15 protein-coding genes are annotated in these 17,692 nt (G+C 73.0%); 7 read left to right on the top strand and 8 right to left on the bottom strand.

Annotation, left to right across the window (positions count from 1 at the left end; genetic code table 11):
- Window positions 1-85: 85 nt before the first annotated feature.
- From N4G70_RS29710 to N4G70_RS29720, 3 genes are all read right to left on the bottom strand, one after another.
- Window positions 86-910 (bottom strand): putative protein N(5)-glutamine methyltransferase, encoded by an 825-nt coding sequence (locus N4G70_RS29710; RefSeq protein WP_261715840.1) that lies wholly within the window; start codon window positions 908-910, stop codon window positions 86-88.
- 228 nt (window positions 911-1,138) lie between these two features.
- Window positions 1,139-3,487 (bottom strand): PQQ-binding-like beta-propeller repeat protein, encoded by a 2,349-nt coding sequence (locus tag N4G70_RS29715; protein WP_261715841.1) that lies wholly within the window; start codon window positions 3,485-3,487, stop codon window positions 1,139-1,141.
- A gap of 163 nt (window positions 3,488-3,650) precedes the next feature.
- Window positions 3,651-4,442 carry a VOC family protein gene (locus N4G70_RS29720; RefSeq protein WP_261715842.1) on the bottom strand — a complete coding sequence of 264 codons (792 nt, stop codon included), beginning with the start codon at window positions 4,440-4,442 and terminating at the stop codon, window positions 3,651-3,653.
- Between the two features lie 477 nt (window positions 4,443-4,919).
- Here N4G70_RS29720 and N4G70_RS29725 point away from each other — a divergent pair, with 477 nt between their 5' ends.
- A complete protein-coding gene (locus N4G70_RS29725) occupies window positions 4,920-5,567 on the top strand; it encodes a TetR/AcrR family transcriptional regulator (RefSeq protein WP_261715843.1) in 648 nt (215 codons plus the stop codon).
- 121 nt (window positions 5,568-5,688) lie between these two features.
- Here the strand turns inward: N4G70_RS29725 and N4G70_RS29730 are convergent, their stop codons facing one another.
- Both N4G70_RS29730 and N4G70_RS29735 read right to left on the bottom strand, forming a co-directional pair.
- Window positions 5,689-6,144: a nitroreductase family deazaflavin-dependent oxidoreductase gene (locus N4G70_RS29730; protein ID WP_261715908.1), complete on the bottom strand. Its 456-nt coding sequence runs from the start codon at window positions 6,142-6,144 to the stop codon at window positions 5,689-5,691.
- 137 nt (window positions 6,145-6,281) lie between these two features.
- On the bottom strand, window positions 6,282-7,469 hold the full coding sequence (locus tag N4G70_RS29735) for an acyl-CoA dehydrogenase family protein (RefSeq protein ID WP_261715844.1): 1,188 nt from the start codon (window positions 7,467-7,469) through the stop codon (window positions 6,282-6,284).
- Between the two features lie 161 nt (window positions 7,470-7,630).
- Between N4G70_RS29735 and N4G70_RS29740 the strand changes: the two genes are divergently transcribed.
- Both N4G70_RS29740 and N4G70_RS29745 read left to right on the top strand, forming a co-directional pair.
- Window positions 7,631-8,818 carry a thiolase C-terminal domain-containing protein gene (locus N4G70_RS29740; protein ID WP_261715845.1) on the top strand — a complete coding sequence of 396 codons (1,188 nt, stop codon included), beginning with the start codon at window positions 7,631-7,633 and terminating at the stop codon, window positions 8,816-8,818.
- Window positions 8,819-9,365: 547 nt separating this feature from the next.
- The gene (locus N4G70_RS29745) at window positions 9,366-10,016 is read left to right on the top strand and encodes a pyridoxal 5'-phosphate synthase (RefSeq protein ID WP_261715846.1); all 651 of its coding nucleotides are present in this window, start codon (window positions 9,366-9,368) and stop codon (window positions 10,014-10,016) included.
- A 125-nt stretch (window positions 10,017-10,141) separates the two neighbouring features.
- Here N4G70_RS29745 and N4G70_RS29750 read toward each other — a convergent pair whose 3' ends face one another.
- The 3 genes from N4G70_RS29750 to N4G70_RS29760 are packed head-to-tail and all read right to left on the bottom strand — an operon-like array spanning window position 10,142 to window position 11,730.
- Window positions 10,142-10,714: a GNAT family N-acetyltransferase gene (locus N4G70_RS29750; RefSeq protein WP_261715847.1), complete on the bottom strand. Its 573-nt coding sequence runs from the start codon at window positions 10,712-10,714 to the stop codon at window positions 10,142-10,144.
- Window positions 10,715-10,759: 45 nt separating this feature from the next.
- A complete protein-coding gene (locus N4G70_RS29755; protein WP_261715848.1) occupies window positions 10,760-11,281 on the bottom strand; it encodes a Zn-ribbon domain-containing OB-fold protein in 522 nt (173 codons plus the stop codon).
- A complete protein-coding gene (locus N4G70_RS29760) occupies window positions 11,278-11,730 on the bottom strand; it encodes a DoxX family membrane protein (protein ID WP_261715849.1) in 453 nt (150 codons plus the stop codon). Before N4G70_RS29760 ends, N4G70_RS29755 begins: the two co-directional genes overlap by 4 nt.
- A gap of 223 nt (window positions 11,731-11,953) precedes the next feature.
- On the opposite strand from N4G70_RS29760, the gene N4G70_RS29765 reads away from it, so the two are divergent.
- The 4 genes from N4G70_RS29765 to N4G70_RS29780 all read left to right on the top strand — a co-directional run bounded on the left by N4G70_RS29765 (window position 11,954) and on the right by N4G70_RS29780 (window position 17,653).
- On the top strand, window positions 11,954-13,096 hold the full coding sequence (locus N4G70_RS29765; RefSeq protein ID WP_261715850.1) for an NAD(P)/FAD-dependent oxidoreductase: 1,143 nt from the start codon (window positions 11,954-11,956) through the stop codon (window positions 13,094-13,096).
- Window positions 13,097-13,744: 648 nt separating this feature from the next.
- A complete protein-coding gene (locus tag N4G70_RS29770; protein WP_261715851.1) occupies window positions 13,745-15,970 on the top strand; it encodes an acetate--CoA ligase family protein in 2,226 nt (741 codons plus the stop codon).
- A gap of 67 nt (window positions 15,971-16,037) precedes the next feature.
- Entirely contained in the window at window positions 16,038-16,976 is a 939-nt protein-coding gene (locus tag N4G70_RS29775) for an enoyl-CoA hydratase/isomerase family protein (RefSeq protein ID WP_399037309.1), read from the top strand.
- 86 nt (window positions 16,977-17,062) lie between these two features.
- Window positions 17,063-17,653 (top strand): flavin reductase family protein, encoded by a 591-nt coding sequence (locus tag N4G70_RS29780; RefSeq protein ID WP_261715909.1) that lies wholly within the window; start codon window positions 17,063-17,065, stop codon window positions 17,651-17,653.
- Window positions 17,654-17,692 lie beyond the last annotated feature (39 nt).

Consider the following 17,692-nt stretch of genomic DNA (forward strand, 5'->3'; position numbering starts at 1 on the left):
GGGCCCGCGTCACAGGTCCCGCGTCACAGGGCCCGCGTCCCGCGTCACAGGGCCCGCGTCCCGCGTCCCGCGTCCCGGGTCCGCCTCACCGCCCCGGCGGCAGGGCCGAGCCCTCGCTCACTCCCGTACGTACGCCGGTCACGACATGCGCGTACAGCTCCGGCGATGTGAACAGGCGCGCCGTGAGGCCGCCCGCCGCCATCGCCGCGAGGGCGCCCGGCACCTGCCGCTCGCTCGTCTCCACCAGCAGCGTGCCGCCCGGGGCCAGCCACCGTGGGGCGGCGAGAGCGACGCGGCGCATGACGTCGAGGCCGTCCGAGCCGCCGTCCAGGGCGACCAGCGGCTCGTGCTCGCGGGCCTCCGGGGGCAGCAGGCCGACCTCGCCGGAGGGGACGTAGGGGACGTTGGCCGTGAGGATGTCGATCCGGCCGCGCAGGGCGGTCGGGAGCGGGTCGAAGAGATCGCCCTCGTAGACGTGGCCGCCGAACGCGGCGACATTGCGCCGGGCGCAGCGCACGGCGGCGGGTTCGATGTCGGCGGCGTGCAGTTCGGCCCCCGGCAGCGCGGCGGCGAGGGCCGCGCCGAGCGCGCCCGAGCCGCAGCACAGGTCCACGACGACGGCCGGCCGGGAAGGGTCGGCGGCGGCGAGGGCCCGGCTCACCAGGAACTCGGTACGGCGCCTCGGCACGAACACCCCGGGGTCGACGGACACTTTGAGCCCGTGGAACTCGGCCCAGCCCAGGACGTGTTCGAGAGGAAGGCCCGAGGCCCTGCGCTCGACCATCGAGGCGACCTGGGCGGGCCCGTCGGCGGTGGCGAGTATCAACTCGGCTTCGTCCTCGGCGAATACGCATCCGGCGGCACGCAGTCTGGCGATGACGTCCGGCGCCGCGAGCGGCTCAACTGACATACAGGACAAGCCCTTTCGGTACGTGTTAGGGAAAATCCCTCGGGGTCCGCGCGCCCGGCCCGGCTCCGCCGCGTGGGCGAGACCGGGCACGCGGACGGCGGCACGACATGGCACGGATGGCACGGCGCGGCGCGGCACGGATGGCACGGCGCGGCACGGATGGCACGGCGCGGCAGGCGCGGACGGCACGGCGCGGGGCGGCACGCCCCGGCCTCCCGGCCCCCGCGCCTAGCGCGCTCCGGACGTGGCCGTTCCCTTCACCGCGTCCAGCGCGTAGACGCAGCGGTCCTTGCTGCACGCGTACACGACCCCGGCGCGCACGACGGGCGAGCCGGTGATCTCGCCGCCCGTCGCGAGCTTCCAGCGCAGTTGGCCGCCGGCCGCGTCCAGGGTGTAGAGACAGTGGTCGGCCGAGCCGAAGTGGATGCGGCCGTCGGCGACGACGGGGGCGCCGACCACCTCGCCGCCCGCGGCGAAGCGCCACTTGGGGGTGGAGGTGACCGCGTCCAGGGTGTAGAGCGCGTTGCCGCTGCCGACGTGGACGTTGCCGTCGGCCACCAGGACCGGCTCGACGGAGTTGCGGGACTCCGTGGCGATGCGCCAGCGGTCCTTGCCGGTCGCGGCGTCCAGGGCGTACACCGTGCCGAGGTAGTCGGCGAGGTACACACCGCCGCCGGCCACCGCCGGGCCCGGCGCGAACGCCGGCGGGGAGAGGAAGACCGCGGGCGCCTCGAAGTGCCAGCGGACGTGTCCGGATGAGATGTCCACGGCGAGGACGCGGGTGCCCGCCGAGACGTAGACATAGCCGTCCTGCGCGGGCGCCACCCGGATGGGGACGCCGCCGCAGGAGGCCGCGTCGCCGACCGGGTAGGACCAGCGCTCGGTGCCGGTGCGGGCGTCCAGGGCGCGCAGCCGAGCGTCCTTCCAGAGGTAGATGGTGCCGTCGTGGATCGCGGGGCCGGCCTCGGGGGTCTCGAAGTCGGTCTGGGCGCCGGTCGTCTCCCACAGCTTCTCGCCGTTGGCCGCCTCCCAGGCCTGCACGCCGCCGCCCCGGGTGCCGGTGACGACGGTGCCGCGGTCTGCCTTCAGGGAGTACACCCAGGCATCCGCGGGGCCGCGCCACAGCTCGCCGCCGTCGGCCGCGTCCAGGGCGTACAGGGTGGGGCCGTCGGAGGCGTGGATGCGGCCGCCCTCGACGGCCATCGCCCACGCCACGTCACGGGTCTTGAACTGGCGCCGGCCCGTGCCCACGTCCAGGGCGTGCACCTCGAAGGACGTCACGTACAGCAGGTCACCGGCGACGGCCGGGGTCCCCCACACATCGTTCGACATGCGAAAACGCCAGGGGCGCCAGCGGCCCGGGACCTCGGGCGGCTGGGCCGGCGGCGGCACGGGCGCGGCCGGGGCGCCGCCCTCGCCGGGCCTGCGCACCCAGCCGGTGGCGGGACCCGCGTCGACGGCCACCCGCGACGCGTCGGCGGCGCGGGGCCCGGGGCCGATGGGCACCTTCGCGCCCGGAAGGCGTACGGGCTCGTCGGCGTGGACCGGCGGATAGGTCACGGAGGAACCGGCGTGCCGGGCCGCGTACGGGGGCTCCGGGGGCCGGGGCGGGGGCGCGGGCAGCGAGCGGTTGGAGCGCACGGAGCTCGGCGCGGGGTCGGCGGGCGGGACGACGAGCATGCGGCCGCCGCCTCTGCGCTGCTCGATCATGGCGACGGAGCGGGGCGGCAGCCAGGCCGACGCGGTGCCGCTGTCGTCCGATCCCGAGGCGAACAGGTGGGGCGCGAGCTGGGCCTGGAGGTCCTCGGGGGTGGGGCGGTTGGGGTGCTCCATCTGCATGCAGGACTCGATCAGCGGGCGCAGTTCGTCGGGCAGGCCGGTGATGTCCGGGCCCTCGCGCAGCAGCATGAACACCGTCTCGACCGGGTTCGCGCCGTGGAAGGGCGCGTGCCCGGTCGCCGCGAAGACGAGGGTCGAGCCGAGCGAGAACACGTCGGAGGCGCCGGTGACGCTGCGCGAGTCCTTGGCCTGCTCGGGCGACATGTAGGCGGGGGTGCCCACGGCCACGTTGGTCATGGTCAGGCGGGTGTTGGAGACCCCGGACGCGATACCGAAGTCGATCACTCGGGGGCCGTCCTCGACGACCAGCACATTGGACGGCTTCAGGTCGCGGTGGACCAGGCCCGCGCCGTGGATGGACTGGAGGGCCTCGGCGATTCCGGCCGCCAGCCAGCGCACGGCTTGGGCCGGGAGCGGCCCGCACTCATTCACTATTTCTTCGAGGGAGGGCGCCGGCACATAGGCGGTGGCCAGCCATGGGACGGGGGCGCGTGGGTCGGCGTCGACGACGGCGGCGGTGTAGAAGCCGCTGACCGCGCGGGCCGCCTCCACCTCGCGGGTGAAGCGGACCCGGAAGAGCTGGTCCTCGGCGAGCTCGGTGCGCACCGTCTTGATGGCGACGCGGCGGCCGGACGCCGAGCGCGCCAGATAGACAAGCCCCATGCCGCCGGCACCGAGCCGTCCCAGCACCTCGAAGGGGCCGATCCGCCTCGGGTCGTGCTGCGTCAGCTGCTCCACTTGCCTGCCACCTCCCCGTACGGGCCATGCATGAACGCGGCCCCGTGCAGCGTCTCACGCGGCACCCCGATTCTCCCTGCCGGAGGCGACCGGTGGCCAACCCGGGTCGAGATCGGGATGTCCCCGTCCGATCCGGGACAACCCGGGCATGTCCGCGCGTGCGCTAGGCGCCTGAACCCTGGAGAACGGCGAAGGTGGCGCCCTGGTTGTCGTTGAGGACGGCCATCCGCCCGTATCGGATGTCGAACGGCTGGGCGGTGACCCGGCCGCCGAGCCGCGCGCAGGCGGCGGCCGTGGCGTCGCAGTCCTCGACGAGGAAGTACACGAGGAAGTGGTCGGGCAGGGCGGCGGGGAAGGCGTCCGACATCAGGCTGCGGGCGCCCACGGCCGTGTCGGGGCCGGGTTCGGTGCCGGGCAGCGACCAGGTGCGGATGTCCGCGCCCAGCTCGTCGGCGCTGCCCGCGCTCACGCCCTGGTAGCCGAAGACGGACTCGTAGAACGCGTCGGCCTGGCCCTTGTCGCGGGTGTAGACCTCGGTCCAGCAGAAGGAGCCGGGCACGCGGGTCAGCTCGAACCCGGTGTGCGCATCGCCCTGCCAGAGGCCGAAGACGGCGCCGCCCGGGTCGGCGGCGACCGCGAGGGTGCCGTGCGGGGGCACCGGCATCGGCTCGGTGATGAGCTGGCCGCCTGCCTCTCGGATACGGGCGGCGAGGGCCCGGACGTCGGGGGTGGCGAAGTAGACGGTCCAGGTGGTGGGCATCCGGCCGTCGCGCTTGGGCTGGAGGGCCGCGACGCGCCGCCCGTCCTTGTAGGCGCGGGTGTAGCGCCCCTGCCTGTCGTCGCCGTCCTCGTCGAAGGTCCAGCCGAGGAGCTCCCCGTAGAACCTCTTGCCGGCCGCCGGATCGGACAGCGAGACATCGGCCCAGCACGGCGCGCCTTCCGGATATCCGCCCATGCGCCTGATTCCTTCCTGACCGCACCGCCCCCGTCGTGGAGCCGCATCGGGGCCAAGCTAACGACCCATCACGCCCCCGGCGGCCGGACAATTCGAACATATGGCGTGATTTCGGTGGCCGAAAAGGCTACGGGCCAAGTCCCGCACGGCTTGTCCACCAAAGTTGTCCACAGGGTGTTGATAACACCATTCGAGTGGCCGGGCCCGAACCTCGCACCGGACGAGCGCTCACGACCACCCGCCACCGACCACCGGCCGCAGCCCACCACCGGCTACCGGCCTCCGCCCGCAGCCCGCAGCCCGCAGCCCACCATCGGCAACCTGCCTCCGCCCGCAGCCCGCCAATCAACGACCACCACCCCTCGCGGCGACCGATTCTCCATGCCCATCACCCCACCCATCGGGACGTATCGCCCCCGGGCCCCCATTTGCACTCGGCCGAATCGCGCTCCGATCACCCCTCGGTAAGCTGACGGCATGACAGGACAAGTACGCACCGTCGACGGCCGCGTGGCCGGCCGACGCGGGCAGGCGACACGGCAGAAGCTGCTCGACTGCCTCAGTGAGATGCTCAGCTCGTCGCCGTACCGGGACGTCAAAGTCATCGACGTGGCCCGGAAGGCGGGCACTTCACCCGCGACCTTCTACCAGTACTTCCCCGACGTCGAGGGCGCCGTCCTGGAGATCGCGGAGGAAATGGCCAAGGAGGGCGCCGGGTTGACCGCTCTGGTCGAGGGGCGCTCCTGGGCCGGCAGGGCGGGCTGGCAGACGGCGGAGGAGCTCGTGGAGGGCTTCCTCGACTTCTGGCGCAAGAACGACGCGATCCTCAGGGTCGTCGATCTGGGCGCGGCCGAGGGCGACAAGCGCTTCTACAAGATCCGTATGAAGGTCCTGAACTCGGTCACCAACTCCCTTACGGACGCGGTCACCGAGCTCCAGGCCAAGAACAAGGTCGACAAGGACGTCAGCCCGGCCGCCATGGCAGGCTCGCTCGTCGCGATGCTCGCCTCGGTGGCCTCGCATCAGAAGGGTTTCCAGACCTGGGGCGTCAAGCAGGCCGAACTCCGGCCGAACCTCGCCCTGTTGGTCCACCTGGGCATCACCGGCAAGAAGCCGACGAAGTAGCCGTCGGACCGGCGGCCGATATCCACGTCCCGTCCTGTCGCGCCGACGGCGGTTCACCTCCGCGAGGAGGAGACCGCCGTCGGCGTTCCCGTCTGCACCGGCCGCGCCCGCGCACCGCGCCTCAGGCTCTGCGCTCCAGACGGAAGAGCCGGATCTCGCGATCGATCCTGGACTGGTAAGTGGCGTACGGGGGCCAGAAGTTGAGGGCGGCCCGCCAGGCGGAGGCGCGCTCCTCCCCTTCGAGCAGCCGGGCCCGCACCGGGATGTCGCGGCCCTTCCAGCTGATCGACGCATCCGGGTGCGCGAGCAGATTCCCGGTCCAGGCGGGGTGCCCGGGCCGCCCGAAGTTGGATCCGATCAGCACCCAGCTGTCGCCATCCGCCTCCGGCATGCAGGCCAGCGGAGTGGTGCGCGCCAGACCCGACCTGGCGCCGCGCGCGGTGAGCACCACCCCGGGCAGCATGCGCGCGCTGAGGATGACCCGGCCGCGGGTGAGGCGGTGGACGGCGCGGTCCATCGCGGGGACGAAGTGGGGGGCGATCCGCGCGAACGCCCGGGTCGAGGACACCTTCTGCATGAGCCGCACCCCGGGCGCCGTCCTGGCGGATCCGGCACTCGCACCCTCACCTCGCGAATGGGCGCCGCCGTCCTGCCGGACCGGGGCGCTCATGCCATCACCTCGCGGGCGGTCGCCGTTCCGGCGGAGCCGGGCGCTCACACCGTCACCTCGCCGGCCGTCGGGTCGAACAGTCCGGCCTGCTCGGCGGCGTGCGCGCGCAGCCGGTGCACGGGCCCGAAGAGCAGCTCGTCGGCCGTGGCCCGCTTGAAGTAGAGGTGCGCCTCGTGCTCCCAGGTGAACCCGATGCCACCGTGCAACTGGATGGCCTCCGAGGCAGCGGCGCGCAGCGCGTCGAGCCCCTGGGCGAGCGCCAGGGCTCCCGCGCCGGGGTCCCAGGCCGCGTAGTACGCCGCCGACCTGGCCGCCTGCACCTGCACATACAGGTCCGCGAGACGGTGCTTGACCGACTGGAAGGAGCCGATCGCCCGCCCGAACTGCTCGCGCTCCTTGACGTACGCGACGGTCCTCTCCAGCGCCTCACTCGCGGCCCCCACCGCCTCGGCGGCCAGACAGGCGGCCGCGGTGCGCCCGACGGCGGCAAGTGCCTCACCCACGGGTACGGAGTCGTCGTCGCCCAGCAACTCGGCTTCCACATCGCGTAGTTGTACGCGCGCCTGGGTGCGGGTCTCGTCGAGGGCGGTGCGCCGGGTGCGGCCAAGGCCCTCGGCGCCCGCGTGCACGAGGAAGAGGAGGGTGCGGCCCCGAGCGAAGCCGCCGGTATGCGCGGCGACCAGCAACAGCCGAGCGCTGTGCCCGTCCAGGACCTGGTCGGCCTCCCCGTACAACCGCCAACCCCCTTCCGGTGCCCGCGCGGCCTGTACACCTCCGGCCCGGCCTCCCCCGGCCCAGTCGCCGTCCGTGTTCGCGCCGGTGAGCCCGAGGGCGAGCGCGAGGCTCGGGCCCGGCACGGCGAGGGTGGCGCCGCACTCGCCGCGGGCGACGAGCGGAAGCAGGGCGCCCTTCTGGGCGTCGGTGCCGAGGGCGGCGATGAGCGGGGCGGCGAGGACGCCGGTGGCGAACAGCGGCGACGGCAGCAGCGAACGTCCGATCTCCTCGCAGGCCAGGGCGAGTTCGGCGACCGTGCACCCCGCCCCTCCGTACGCCTCGGGAAGCGCGAGCCCGGGCAGCCCGAGCTCGGAGGCGAGCCGGCCCCAGAGCCCCTCGTCGTACCCGGCCGGGGCGCGCACCGCGTTCTTGACGTCCTGCGGACCGCAGTGTTTGACGAGCAGTTCGTGCAGGGTGCGGCGGATCGCGTCCTGTTCCGCGGTGAAGGTGGCATCCATCGACGGGCTCCTCCCCCAGAGGCATGAGCCCCTGAACTGACGGGGCGTCATGTTAGAGGTGGGCGCCACAGATGCCCAGGGGCGGGAGGCAGGGGGATGGACTGGGAGGGCCACCACCGAACCACTGCCCCGGGTGCGCCATCTGATGTACCGTCAGATTCATGCCAAGGCAGCAGCCCTCAACCACACGGCGGCGCAAGGTAGCGGTCGTAGGTGTCGCACTCTCGGACACCGGGCGCGTGGACGACGCCACCCCCTACGCCCTGCACGCCCAGGCCGCCCGGCGCGCCCTCGCCGACTCGGGACTCGATCGCGGCGTCATCGACGGGTTCGGCTCGGCCGGGCTCGGCGCGCTCGCGCCGGTGGAGGTGGCCGAGTACCTCGGGCTCCGGCCCACCTGGGTCGACTCCACCACCGTCGGGGGCGCCACCTGGGAGGTCATGGCCGCGCACGCCGCCGACGCGATCGCAGCCGGGCACGCCAACGCGGTACTCCTCGTGTATGGGTCGACGGCGCGGGCGGACATCAGGGCGGGGCGGCGCACCGCGAACCTGTCGTTCGGGTCACGGGGCCCGCTCCAGTTCGAGGTGCCGTACGGCCACACCCTGATCTCCAAGTATGCGATGGCCGCGCGGCGCCACATGCACCAATACGGCACGAGCATCGAGCAGTTGGCGTCCGTCGCGGTCCAGGCCCGGGCCAACGCCGCGACCAACCCGGACGCGATGTTCCGCGACCCCATCACCGTCGACGACGTCCTGTCCGGACCGATGATCGCGGACCCCTTCACCAAACTGCACTGCTGCATACGCTCCGACGGCGGCTGCGCGGTACTGCTCGTGGCGGAGGAGTATGTGCCGGACACGGCCAAGTCGCCGGTCTGGGTGCTGGGTTCGGGCATGGCGGTGTCGCACACGACGATGTCGGAGTGGGAGGACTTCACGGTGTCCCCCGCGGCGGTCTCGGGCCGGCTCGCCTTCGAACGGGCGGGGGTGACTCCGGCCGACGTCGACGTGGCCCAGATCTACGACGCGTTCACCTACATGACGCTGGTGACGCTCGAAGACCTCGGGTTCTGCGCGAAGGGGGAGGGCGGGGCGTTCGTGGAGAAGGGCCGCCTGCTGCGGGACGGTGAACTGCCGGTCAACACCGACGGGGGTGGCCTCTCGGCCTGCCATCCCGGGATGCGGGGCCTGTTCCTCGTGGTGGAGGCGGTGCGGCAGCTTCGGGGGGAGGCGGGGGTGGGGCAGGTTCGGCGGGGCGGGGGGAGGCTACCGGAGGTGGCGGTTGCCTCCGGCACGGGGGGGTGGTTCTGTTCCTCCGGAACGTTGGTTCTGGGCCGGGGTTAGGGGGACGTTTTCCCACCCACCCGCCCGTGCACCGGGGTTGGTTGGCTCCGGCACCCTGGGGCACCGCCCCAGACCCCGGGCGTTCTCCCACCCACCCGCCCGTGCAGCGGGGTTGGTTGGTTCGGGCCTTCCTGGGGCTCCGCCCCAGACCCCAGGCACCTCGCCCACCCGCCCGCCCGTGCAGCGGGGTTGGTTGGTTCCGGTCCCTCCTGGGGCTCCGCCCCAGACCCCATATCGCGCCTGAACGGCGCTCGTCCTCAAACGCCGGACGGGCTGAAATGCCCGATGCCGGCCAGCACCAGTACCGCTAAGGGGCGCGGGGAACTGCGCGACCAGCCACGCACGGCCCGCGGCCGAAAGCGGGTTCAGGGGCGCGGGGAACTGCGCAACACGCAGGCACGGCCCGCAGGACCGGCAGGGTTGAGGGGCGCGGGGAACTGCGCAAGGCGCGGCCCGCAGGGGCGAGGGTCCCGGGCGGGCCACCCCCCGGGGCGCGGGGTGCCGGGCACCCCCCAGGGGCGCCCCCCCCGAGAGGCAAAATGGCCGTATGGAATTCCGCCAATTTCTGCACACCCTCCGCGTCTGGGACACAGACCTCCCCCGCTTCGACCCCCACACCACACCCCCCACCCCCCTCCCCCTCTTCCAGCAATGGATGACGCACGCCGCCACGGCCGGCCAGGCCGAACCGCACACCATGTCGCTCGCCACCGTCGACACCGACGGCAACCCCGACATCCGTACCCTCACCCTCCACGACGCCGACGACACCGGCTGGCACTTCGCCTCGCACTCCACCAGCGCGAAGGGGCGACAGCTCGCCGCGCACCCCGTCGCCGCGCTCGGCTTCTACTGGCCCGCCGTGGGCCGTCAGGTCCGGGTGCGGGGACCCGTGACCCCGGCGGACCCGGCCATCGCCCAGGCCGACCTGCACGCCCGCTCGACGGGAGCGCTGGCGGCCGCGCTGGTCGGCCGGATGAGTGAAGTATTGGACACCTACGAGGAGTTGGAGGCCGCGTCCGCCGCCGCCTGGCAGCGCGCGGAGGCCGAACCGCTCACCTCCGTGGCCACCTGGACCCGGTACGTACTGGACCCCACCGAGGTCGAGTTCTTCCAGGGCGACGCCCGGCGACGACACGTACGGCTGCGCTACCGCCGCGAGGGCTCCGCCTGGACCCGCGAACTCCTCTGGCCGTAACCGGCAAGACCCCCGGCCGACGGACCTCGGCCCACACGGGCTCGGCTCACACGGGCTCGGCTCACATGGGCTCGGCCCGCACGGGCTCGGCTCGACGGGGCCGACCCGGGCCGCCACAGGCAGGCTCACCCCCGCGGGGCTTGGTCCGTCGCGAGACGCGCATGCAGATGCAGGTCACGGAAGGCGTCCCGGCGCCGCGCCTCGAACATGGCGTCCCGCAGTGTCCCCTCCGCCCGGTAGCCACACCGCTCGGCCACGCGGCACGACACGTGATGACCCACCGCGTGCCCCAGCTCGACGCGGTGCAGGCCGACCGTTTCGAAGGCCCAGCGGGTGATCAGCTCCAGGGCGTGCCCGGCCACTCCGCGCCCCCGCGCCTCGGGCAGCGTCCAGTATCCGACGCGGGCACAACGCAGCGGCCAGTCAACGGAGTTGAGCCCGACGTGACCGAGCACCGTACCGCTGGACTCATCGGTGACGCAGTACGTCGCGAACTCGCCCCGCGCCCATCCCAGCGCCCGCAGCCGCAGCAGTTCCGCGGCGGCCGCCTCGTCCTCGACGGGGGCGTTGTGGGTGTTCCAGCGCAGGTACTCGGGGTCGGTGATCCCCCGCAGCAGGGGCTGCACATCGTCGTCGCGCCAGACACGCAGGCGCAGACCGTGGCCGCGCAAGTCGGCGGGTATGAGCTGGAGTTCCATACCGCCATTGAACCCCTGCCCCGGCGCCCCATCGAGGCGGGTCCGTCAAGCCGAAGCCGGTCCTGGACCCGGTCCTGGTTCCGGTTCCGGTGCCCGAGTGGTGGTGGGAGCCGGGCCGAACACCGGCACCGCGATGCCGTCCCCGCTACCGGCACCCGCCCGGAACCTCACGTGCAGTTCCATCCCGATCCGCAGCTCGGCCTCGGGGCAGCCGACGATCTCGGTCATCATCCGGGGGCCCTCGGTCAGATCGACGACGGCGGCGACATACGGGACGCGCTCGCCGAACGGAGGCAGGTCGTTGCGGTGCACGACGGACCAGGTGTAGAGCGTGGCCCGACCGCTCGCCGGGTGCCAGTGGACGTCCTCGCTCCAGCAGTACGGGCAGAACTCCCGGGGGTAGTGGTGCGGGCGGCCGCAGGCCGCGCAGTGCCGCAGGAGCAGACGCCCCTCGGCGGCGGCCTCCCAGTACGGACGGGTGAACGCGTCCACATCGGGCGTCGCCGCGTTCCCGCCTGCACTCCCCCTGGCGCCCCCGCCCCCGCCCCCACTCCCGCTCCCCGTCATCGGAACAGTCCCAAGGCGTCGTCCAGGGACCAGGTCTGCCACGCCATGGCGCCGAGGGCGACGAGCGAGATGAGCGCCATCATCGCGTTCTGCCCCTGCTCCGCCCAGTCGTGGATCATCAGGACCAGATAGAGAAGGTTGAGGAGCAGGCCGCATACGAGGGCGATCGGGGTCAGGAAGCCGGTCACCAGGCCGAGGCCGAGCGCGAGTTCGGCGTAGACGACCACGTACGCCATGACCTTCGGACGGGGTCTGACCACGGCGTCGAAGCCGCCGCGGACGGCGCTCCACCGGTGCTTGGCGGCGACGTCGGACGCCCAGGCGATGCCCGTGCCGCGCTCGAACCAGCCCTTCTTGTCCTTGTGCCGCCAGCTCTCCAGCCACCACAGGCCGAGTCCTATGCGCAGGACGGCGAGCCACTCGGCACCGCTGAGCCAGATCGAGTCCACCCTGGCCTTCCCTTCCGGTACGGTCGCGCATTTCTGACGGTACGTCAGTTCAGCGGATCCGGGCCGTGCGCGCAAGGGGTGGACACGTAGGGCGGGACGGACGGGGTACCCATCCCTGCGGGGCTGCGGGACTGCGCGACCGCCGGGCTGCGTGATCAGATCGCAACCGATTCCGGTCTTGACCGAGACCCATCAAGTATTCGCGCCATTACGCTCAGCGTTCATGGCCGACACCACCTCTCCCGCGAGCCCCGTCTATGTGATCGGCGCCGGGCCCGGCGGTCTCGCCGTCGCCGCCGCGCTGGGCGCCCGGGGCGTACGGGCCGTCGTCCTCGAGAAGTCCGACGCCGTGGCCTCGTCCTGGCGACGCCACTACGACCGGCTCCACCTGCACACCACACGCCGACTGTCCTCGCTGCCGGGCCTGCGGATTCCGCGCCGGTTCGGGCGCTGGGTGTCGCGTGACGACCTGGTGCGGTACCTGGAGAAGTACACCGACGTCCACGAGCTGGAGATCGTCACCGGGGTCGAGGTGGAGCGGATCGAGCGGGGCCCCGAGGGCGAGGGCTGGGTCCTGTACGCGACCGGCGGACGGCGGTTGGCGACGCACGCGGTGGTGGTGGCCACCGGGTACAACCACACGCCCTACGTTCCCGACTGGGCCGGCGCCGACACGTACACCGGCGAGCTGCTGCACGCGGGCCGGTACCGCGACCCGGCCCCCTACGCGGGGCGGGACGTGCTGGTGGTCGGGGCCGGCAACACCGGGGCGGAGATCGCGGCCGACCTCGCCAAGGGCGGGGCGGGGCGGGTACGGCTCGCGGTGCGGACGCCTCCGCACATCCTGCGCCGGTCCACCGCGGGGTGGCCCGCGCAGGCCACCGGCATCCTGGTGCGCCGGCTTCCCGTACGCCTCGTGGACCGGGCCGCCTCGGTGACCGAACGGCTCTCCGTGCCGGACCTCTCCGCGTACGGGCTGCCGCGGCCGGCCGGGGGGCTGTACTCGCGGGTCCGGGAGGGGGCCATCCCCGTACAGGACGTGGGGCTGATCGACGCGGTCCGGGCCGGGCGGGTGGAGCCGGTCGCGGCGGTCGACTCCTTCGACGGATCCAAGGTCCTCCTGGCGGACGGGACGCGGGTGTCGCCGGAGGTGGTCATCGCGGCAACCGGGTACCGGCGGGGGCTCGAAGGGCTCGTGGGGCATCTCGGGGTGCTCGACTCGCGGGGGCGGCCGCGGGTGGGTGGGGGGCGTACGGTGCCGGGGGTCGGGGGGGTGTACTTCACGGGGTTCACGAATCCGATCAGCGGGATGCTGCGTGAGCTGGCCCTGGACGCGACCCGAATCGCCAAGGCCCTGGCCCGCTGACCCCGGGCCCCTCGGGGCTCCGCCCCAAACCCCCCTGCCGACTGCCGACCGTGCCCGCTTCTCGCGCAGTTCCCCGCGCCCCTGACCCCTCTCGACCGTGCGGACCGTGCTCGCTTTTCGCGCAGTTCCCCGCACCTCTGGATGCCCTTCGGTCTGCGGGCCGTGCGTGGCTGGTCGCGCAGTTCCCCGCGCCCCAAAAAAACCCTCGGTCGGCTGCGGACCGTGGTCGCTTCTCGCGCAGTTCCCCGCGCCCCTTAACTACTCGGTGCTGGGGCACCTTCAGCCCGTCCGGCGATTGAGGACGAGCGCCCTTAAGGCGCGATACGGGGTCTGGGGCGGAGCCCCAGGGGTCCCGGAACCATCCAACCCCGCTGCACGGGCGGGTGGGTGGGCGAGGTGCCTCGGGGTCTGGGGCGGAGCCCCAGGAGGGGGCGGCGGCTGGAAAGAGGGGGTGGGGGTTTGGGGGGAGGGGGGGTTGGGGGAAGCCCAGCGCTACCGACCCTGGCTCCCCCGGGCCCGCCCCGCAGGGCAGAGCCTTTGCCCGCACACCGGTTCCTGACAGCCCGTCAGTTCTGTAATCTGACTATGCGTCAGTTACCACCGGCACGGCTCAGTCCTATTGGCCATCGACCAGGAGCGGGCGGAACGATGCTTGGATCGACTCACGGCACCCTCACCACCGACCTCCGCGCGAGGGTGGTCGCCTGCGGCGAGCAGCCCGCCCCCGGCGCCGTCCACGGCAGGGCCGCGGGCGAGGGAGACCTGGACGTCAGCGGCCGCCCCCTGTACGCCGACGTACCGGACCTGGACCGGTTCTTCCGGCCCGAGTCCGTCGCCGTCGTCGGCGCCTCCGACGCGGAGGGCCGCCCCAACACCGGGATCACCCGCCAACTCATCGACTGGGCCGAGCGCGTCGGCGCCCGCATCCACCCCGTCCACCCCACCCGTACCACCGTCTTCGGGCTGCCCTGTGTCGCCTCCGTGGCGGAGCTGCCGGAACAGGTCGACCTCGCCGTGCTCCTCGTCGGCGACCCGCTCCCCGTCGTCGAGGAACTCGCCGAGGCCAAGGTGAAGTTCGCCGTCGCCTTCGCCTCCGGGTTCGCCGAGACCGGCGAGCGGGGCGCCGCCGCCCAGGAACGGCTGGCCGCGGCCGTCAAGCGGTCCGGGCTGCGGCTCCTTGGACCCAACACCAACCTCAACGCGTTCGAGCGGTTCCGGGACGACCTCGACGGGCCGGCCATCGCCCTCATCACCCAGTCCGGCCACCAGGGCCGCCCCGTCTTCACGATGCAGGAACTCGGCGTGCGGCTCTCGCACTGGGCACCCACCGGCAACGAGGCCGACCTCGAAACCGCCGACTTCATCTCCTACTTCGCCGAGCGGCCCGAGGTCGGCGCCATCGCCTGTTACGTCGAGGGGCTCAAGGACGGCCGCTCCTTCCTGCTCGCGGCCGACCGCGCGGCCCGCGCCGGCGTGCCCGTCGTGGCGGTCAAGGTCGGCCGCACCGAGACCGGCGCGCGCATGGCCGCCTCACACACCGGCAAGCTGACCGGCGCCGACGACGTCGTGGACGCGGCCATGCGCCAGTACGGCGTCATCCGCGTCGACGGACTCGATCAACTCCAGGACACCGCCGCCCTGTTGGCGCGCGCCCGCAGACCCCTCGCGGACGGCGTCGTCGTCTATTCGATCTCCGGCGGCACGGGGGCGCACTTCTCCGACCTCGCCACCGCCGCCGGCCTCCATCTGCCGACTCTCTCCCCCGCCAAACAGGCCGAGCTGCATGAGTGGATACCGCCCTACCTCGACGTCGCCAACCCCGTGGACAACGGGGGTCACCCGGTCGGCGACTGGCGCGGGCGGAAGATCATCGACGCGATTCTCGCCGACCCGTCCGTCGGCGTGCTGATCTGCCCGATCACCGGCCCCTTCCCGCCCATGAGCGACAAGCTGGCGCAGGATCTGGTGGACGCGGCGGAACAGACGGACAAGCTGGTGTGCGTGGTGTGGGGCTCGCCGCTCGGCACCGAGGCCGCCTATCGCGAGACGCTGCTCGGCTCGGACCGGGTCGCCACGTTCCGTACGTTCGCCAACTGCATCGGCGCCGTACGGGCGTACCTCTCCCACCACCGGTTCACCACCGGCTACCGCTCCCCCTTCGACGAGGCGCCCCGCGTGCCGTCCCCGTCCTTCCGCAAGGCCCAGGCCCTGATGCGCCCGGGCCAGCAGCTCAGCGAGCACGCCGCGAAGCAACTGCTGCGGGCGTACGGGATCCGGGTGCCGCGCGAGCAGCTCGTCACCAGCGCGGCGGCCGCCGTACGGGCGGCGGGGCTCGTCGGCTACCCCGTCGTCATGAAGGCCTCCGGCACCCGCCTCGCCCACAAGAGCGAACTCGGCCTGGTCAAGGTCGGGTTGACCTCGGCCAGCCAGATCAGGGACGCCTATCGCGAACTCACCGACATCGCCCGGTACGAAGGCGTGGACCTGGACGGCATCCTGGTCTGCCAGATGGTCGAGCGCGGTGTCGAGATGGTCGTCGGCGTCACGCACGACGCACTGTTCGGGCCCACCGTGACCGTGGGGCTCGGCGGCGTACTGGTGGAGGTGCTCGGCGATTCGGCGGTGCGCGTCCCCCCGTTCGGCGAGGAGCAGGCGCGGGACATGCTCGGCGAGCTGCGGGGGCGGGCGCTCCTGGACGGCGTGCGCGGCGGGCCGCCGCTGGACGTGGACGCGCTCGTCGAGGTCGTCCTGCGCGTCCAGCGCATGGCTCTCGAACTCGGGGCCGAGCTCTGCGAGTTGGACATCAACCCGCTCGTGGTGCTTCCGCGCGGGCAGGGCGCCGTCGCGCTCGACGCCCTCGCCGTCTGCCGCTGATCCCCGGCCCCTCATGTCCCTCATATCTCTCACGTCCCTCACCCGCCCCTCCCGCTTGGAGCCCTTCATGGACTCGACGGACCCGACCGAACCGGCCCCGACCGACCCGACGGCCCCGACGAATCCCGTCGGCCCCGTTTCGGCCACCCCGACGGGCCCCACGGATCCCTCCCACTCATGGGTACAGCAAGCCACTGACAACGGCGTCTCGTGGATCACACTCAACCGGCCGGAAGCCATGAACGCCATCACCCCCGACCAGCGGGAACGGATCATCTCGCTGCTCGACGCGGCCTCCGCCGACCCCGCCGTACGGGCCGTCGTGATCACCGCCGTCGGCAAGGGGTTCTGCGCGGGCGCCGATCTGCGCGGCGCATCCGCACCCGCACCCGCACCCGCACCCGCGTCGGCGCCCGCGTCGTCCCCGGCCACCGACGAGCGCGTCGCCGGCGATGTCGCCCGCACCATCCGCCGGGGTGCCCAGCGGCTCATCAGCGCCGTACTCGACTGCGAGAAGCCGGTGATCGCGGCCGTCAACGGCACCGCCGCCGGTCTCGGCGCCCATCTCGCGCTCGCCTGCGATCTCGTCCTGGCCGCCGAATCAGCCCGGTTCATCGAGGTGTTCGTACGCCGGGGCCTGGTGCCCGACGGCGGCGGCGCCTATCTGCTGCCGCGCCTGGTGGGCCCGCAGCGGGCGAAGGAGCTGATGTTCTTCGGGGACGCGTTGGGGGCCGCCGACGCCGCGCGCATGGGCCTGGTCAACCGGGTGGTCGCGGACGCCGAGCTGGGCGCCACCGCCAAGGAGTGGGCCGAGCGGCTCGCCGCCGGGCCGACCCGTGCGCTCGCCCTCACCAAGCACCTGGTGAACGCCTCCCTCGACGCCGACCGGAGCTCCGCCTTCGCCGCCGAGTCCTGGGCCCAGGAGATCAACATGACCACCCGGGACGCGAACGAGGGCGTGGCCGGCTTCGTGGCGCGACGCACCCCGAAATACCGTGGTCTGTAAGCGTGTTGGCGCGTCTCGGCGGTCGTTCCGGGGTTCCCATCTGACGTACCGTCAGGTTCAATGTGAAGGTGATGGGACACGCAGGGATGGCGGCCACCGTCGTCCGATACCTCAGGTCCGTCGGCGCCGCCACGGTCGCCGAGCCCGTCGACTTCCTGCCCCGGCCGGACCTTCGGGCCGTCCGGGACGACGAGCGGGCACCGGTCGATCCCGGCGAGTTCCGGCGGGTGCTCGGGGGGTTCGCGAGCGGGGTCACCGTCATCACCGCCCAGGACGCGGCCGGCCCCACCGGCTTCGCCTGCCAGTCCTTCGCCTCGCTCTCCCTCGACCCGCCCCTGGTCGCCTTCATGGTGGCCCGTACGTCGACGACCTGGCCGCGCATCGCCCGCGCCGGGGCGTTCTGCGTGAACGTGCTCGGGGCCGAACAGGGCGCGCTCTGCCGGGGGTTCGCGGTCAGCGGGGCCGACAAGTTCGCCGGGGTCGGCCATGACCCCGCGCCCGCGACCGGCTCGCCCCGGCTGCACGGCGTACCGGCGTGGATCGACTGCCGCGTCCACGCCGTCCACACCGGCGGGGACCACCTCATCGTGGTCGGCCGCGTCGAGGCGCTGGGCGCCACCGACGACGTGGAGCCGCTGCTCTTCCACCGGGGCAGGTTCGGGCGCTTCACCGACTGACCCCGGCCGCGCTCGGCGACCGCCGCCCCCCTACTCCCG

It is taken from the genome of Streptomyces sp. ASQP_92 (genome assembly GCF_025399895.1).
Classification (GTDB): domain Bacteria; phylum Actinomycetota; class Actinomycetes; order Streptomycetales; family Streptomycetaceae; genus Streptomyces.

Bases quoted from the DNA above. Each gene is read 5' to 3' on its own strand.
- N4G70_RS29720 (WP_261715842.1), bottom strand. From the start codon at position 4,442: ATGGGCGGATATCCGGAAGGCGCGCCGTGCTGGGCCGATGTCTCGCTG.
- N4G70_RS29735 (WP_261715844.1), bottom strand. From the start codon at position 7,469: ATGGATGCCACCTTCACCGCGGAACAGGACGCGATCCGCCGCACCCTG.
- N4G70_RS29750 (WP_261715847.1), bottom strand. From the start codon at position 10,714: ATGGAACTCCAGCTCATACCCGCCGACTTGCGCGGCCACGGTCTGCGC.
- N4G70_RS29710 (WP_261715840.1), bottom strand. From the start codon at position 910: ATGTCAGTTGAGCCGCTCGCGGCGCCGGACGTCATCGCCAGACTGCGT.
- N4G70_RS29740 (WP_261715845.1), top strand. From the start codon at position 7,631: ATGCCAAGGCAGCAGCCCTCAACCACACGGCGGCGCAAGGTAGCGGTC.
- N4G70_RS29745 (WP_261715846.1), top strand. From the start codon at position 9,366: ATGGAATTCCGCCAATTTCTGCACACCCTCCGCGTCTGGGACACAGAC.
- N4G70_RS29725 (WP_261715843.1), top strand. From the start codon at position 4,920: ATGACAGGACAAGTACGCACCGTCGACGGCCGCGTGGCCGGCCGACGC.
- N4G70_RS29765 (WP_261715850.1), top strand. From the start codon at position 11,954: ATGGCCGACACCACCTCTCCCGCGAGCCCCGTCTATGTGATCGGCGCC.
- N4G70_RS29755 (WP_261715848.1), bottom strand. From the start codon at position 11,281: ATGACGGGGAGCGGGAGTGGGGGCGGGGGCGGGGGCGCCAGGGGGAGT.
- N4G70_RS29730 (WP_261715908.1), bottom strand. From the start codon at position 6,144: ATGCAGAAGGTGTCCTCGACCCGGGCGTTCGCGCGGATCGCCCCCCAC.
- N4G70_RS29780 (WP_261715909.1), top strand. From the start codon at position 17,063: ATGGCGGCCACCGTCGTCCGATACCTCAGGTCCGTCGGCGCCGCCACG.
- N4G70_RS29770 (WP_261715851.1), top strand. From the start codon at position 13,745: ATGCTTGGATCGACTCACGGCACCCTCACCACCGACCTCCGCGCGAGG.
- N4G70_RS29775 (WP_399037309.1), top strand. From the start codon at position 16,038: ATGGACTCGACGGACCCGACCGAACCGGCCCCGACCGACCCGACGGCC.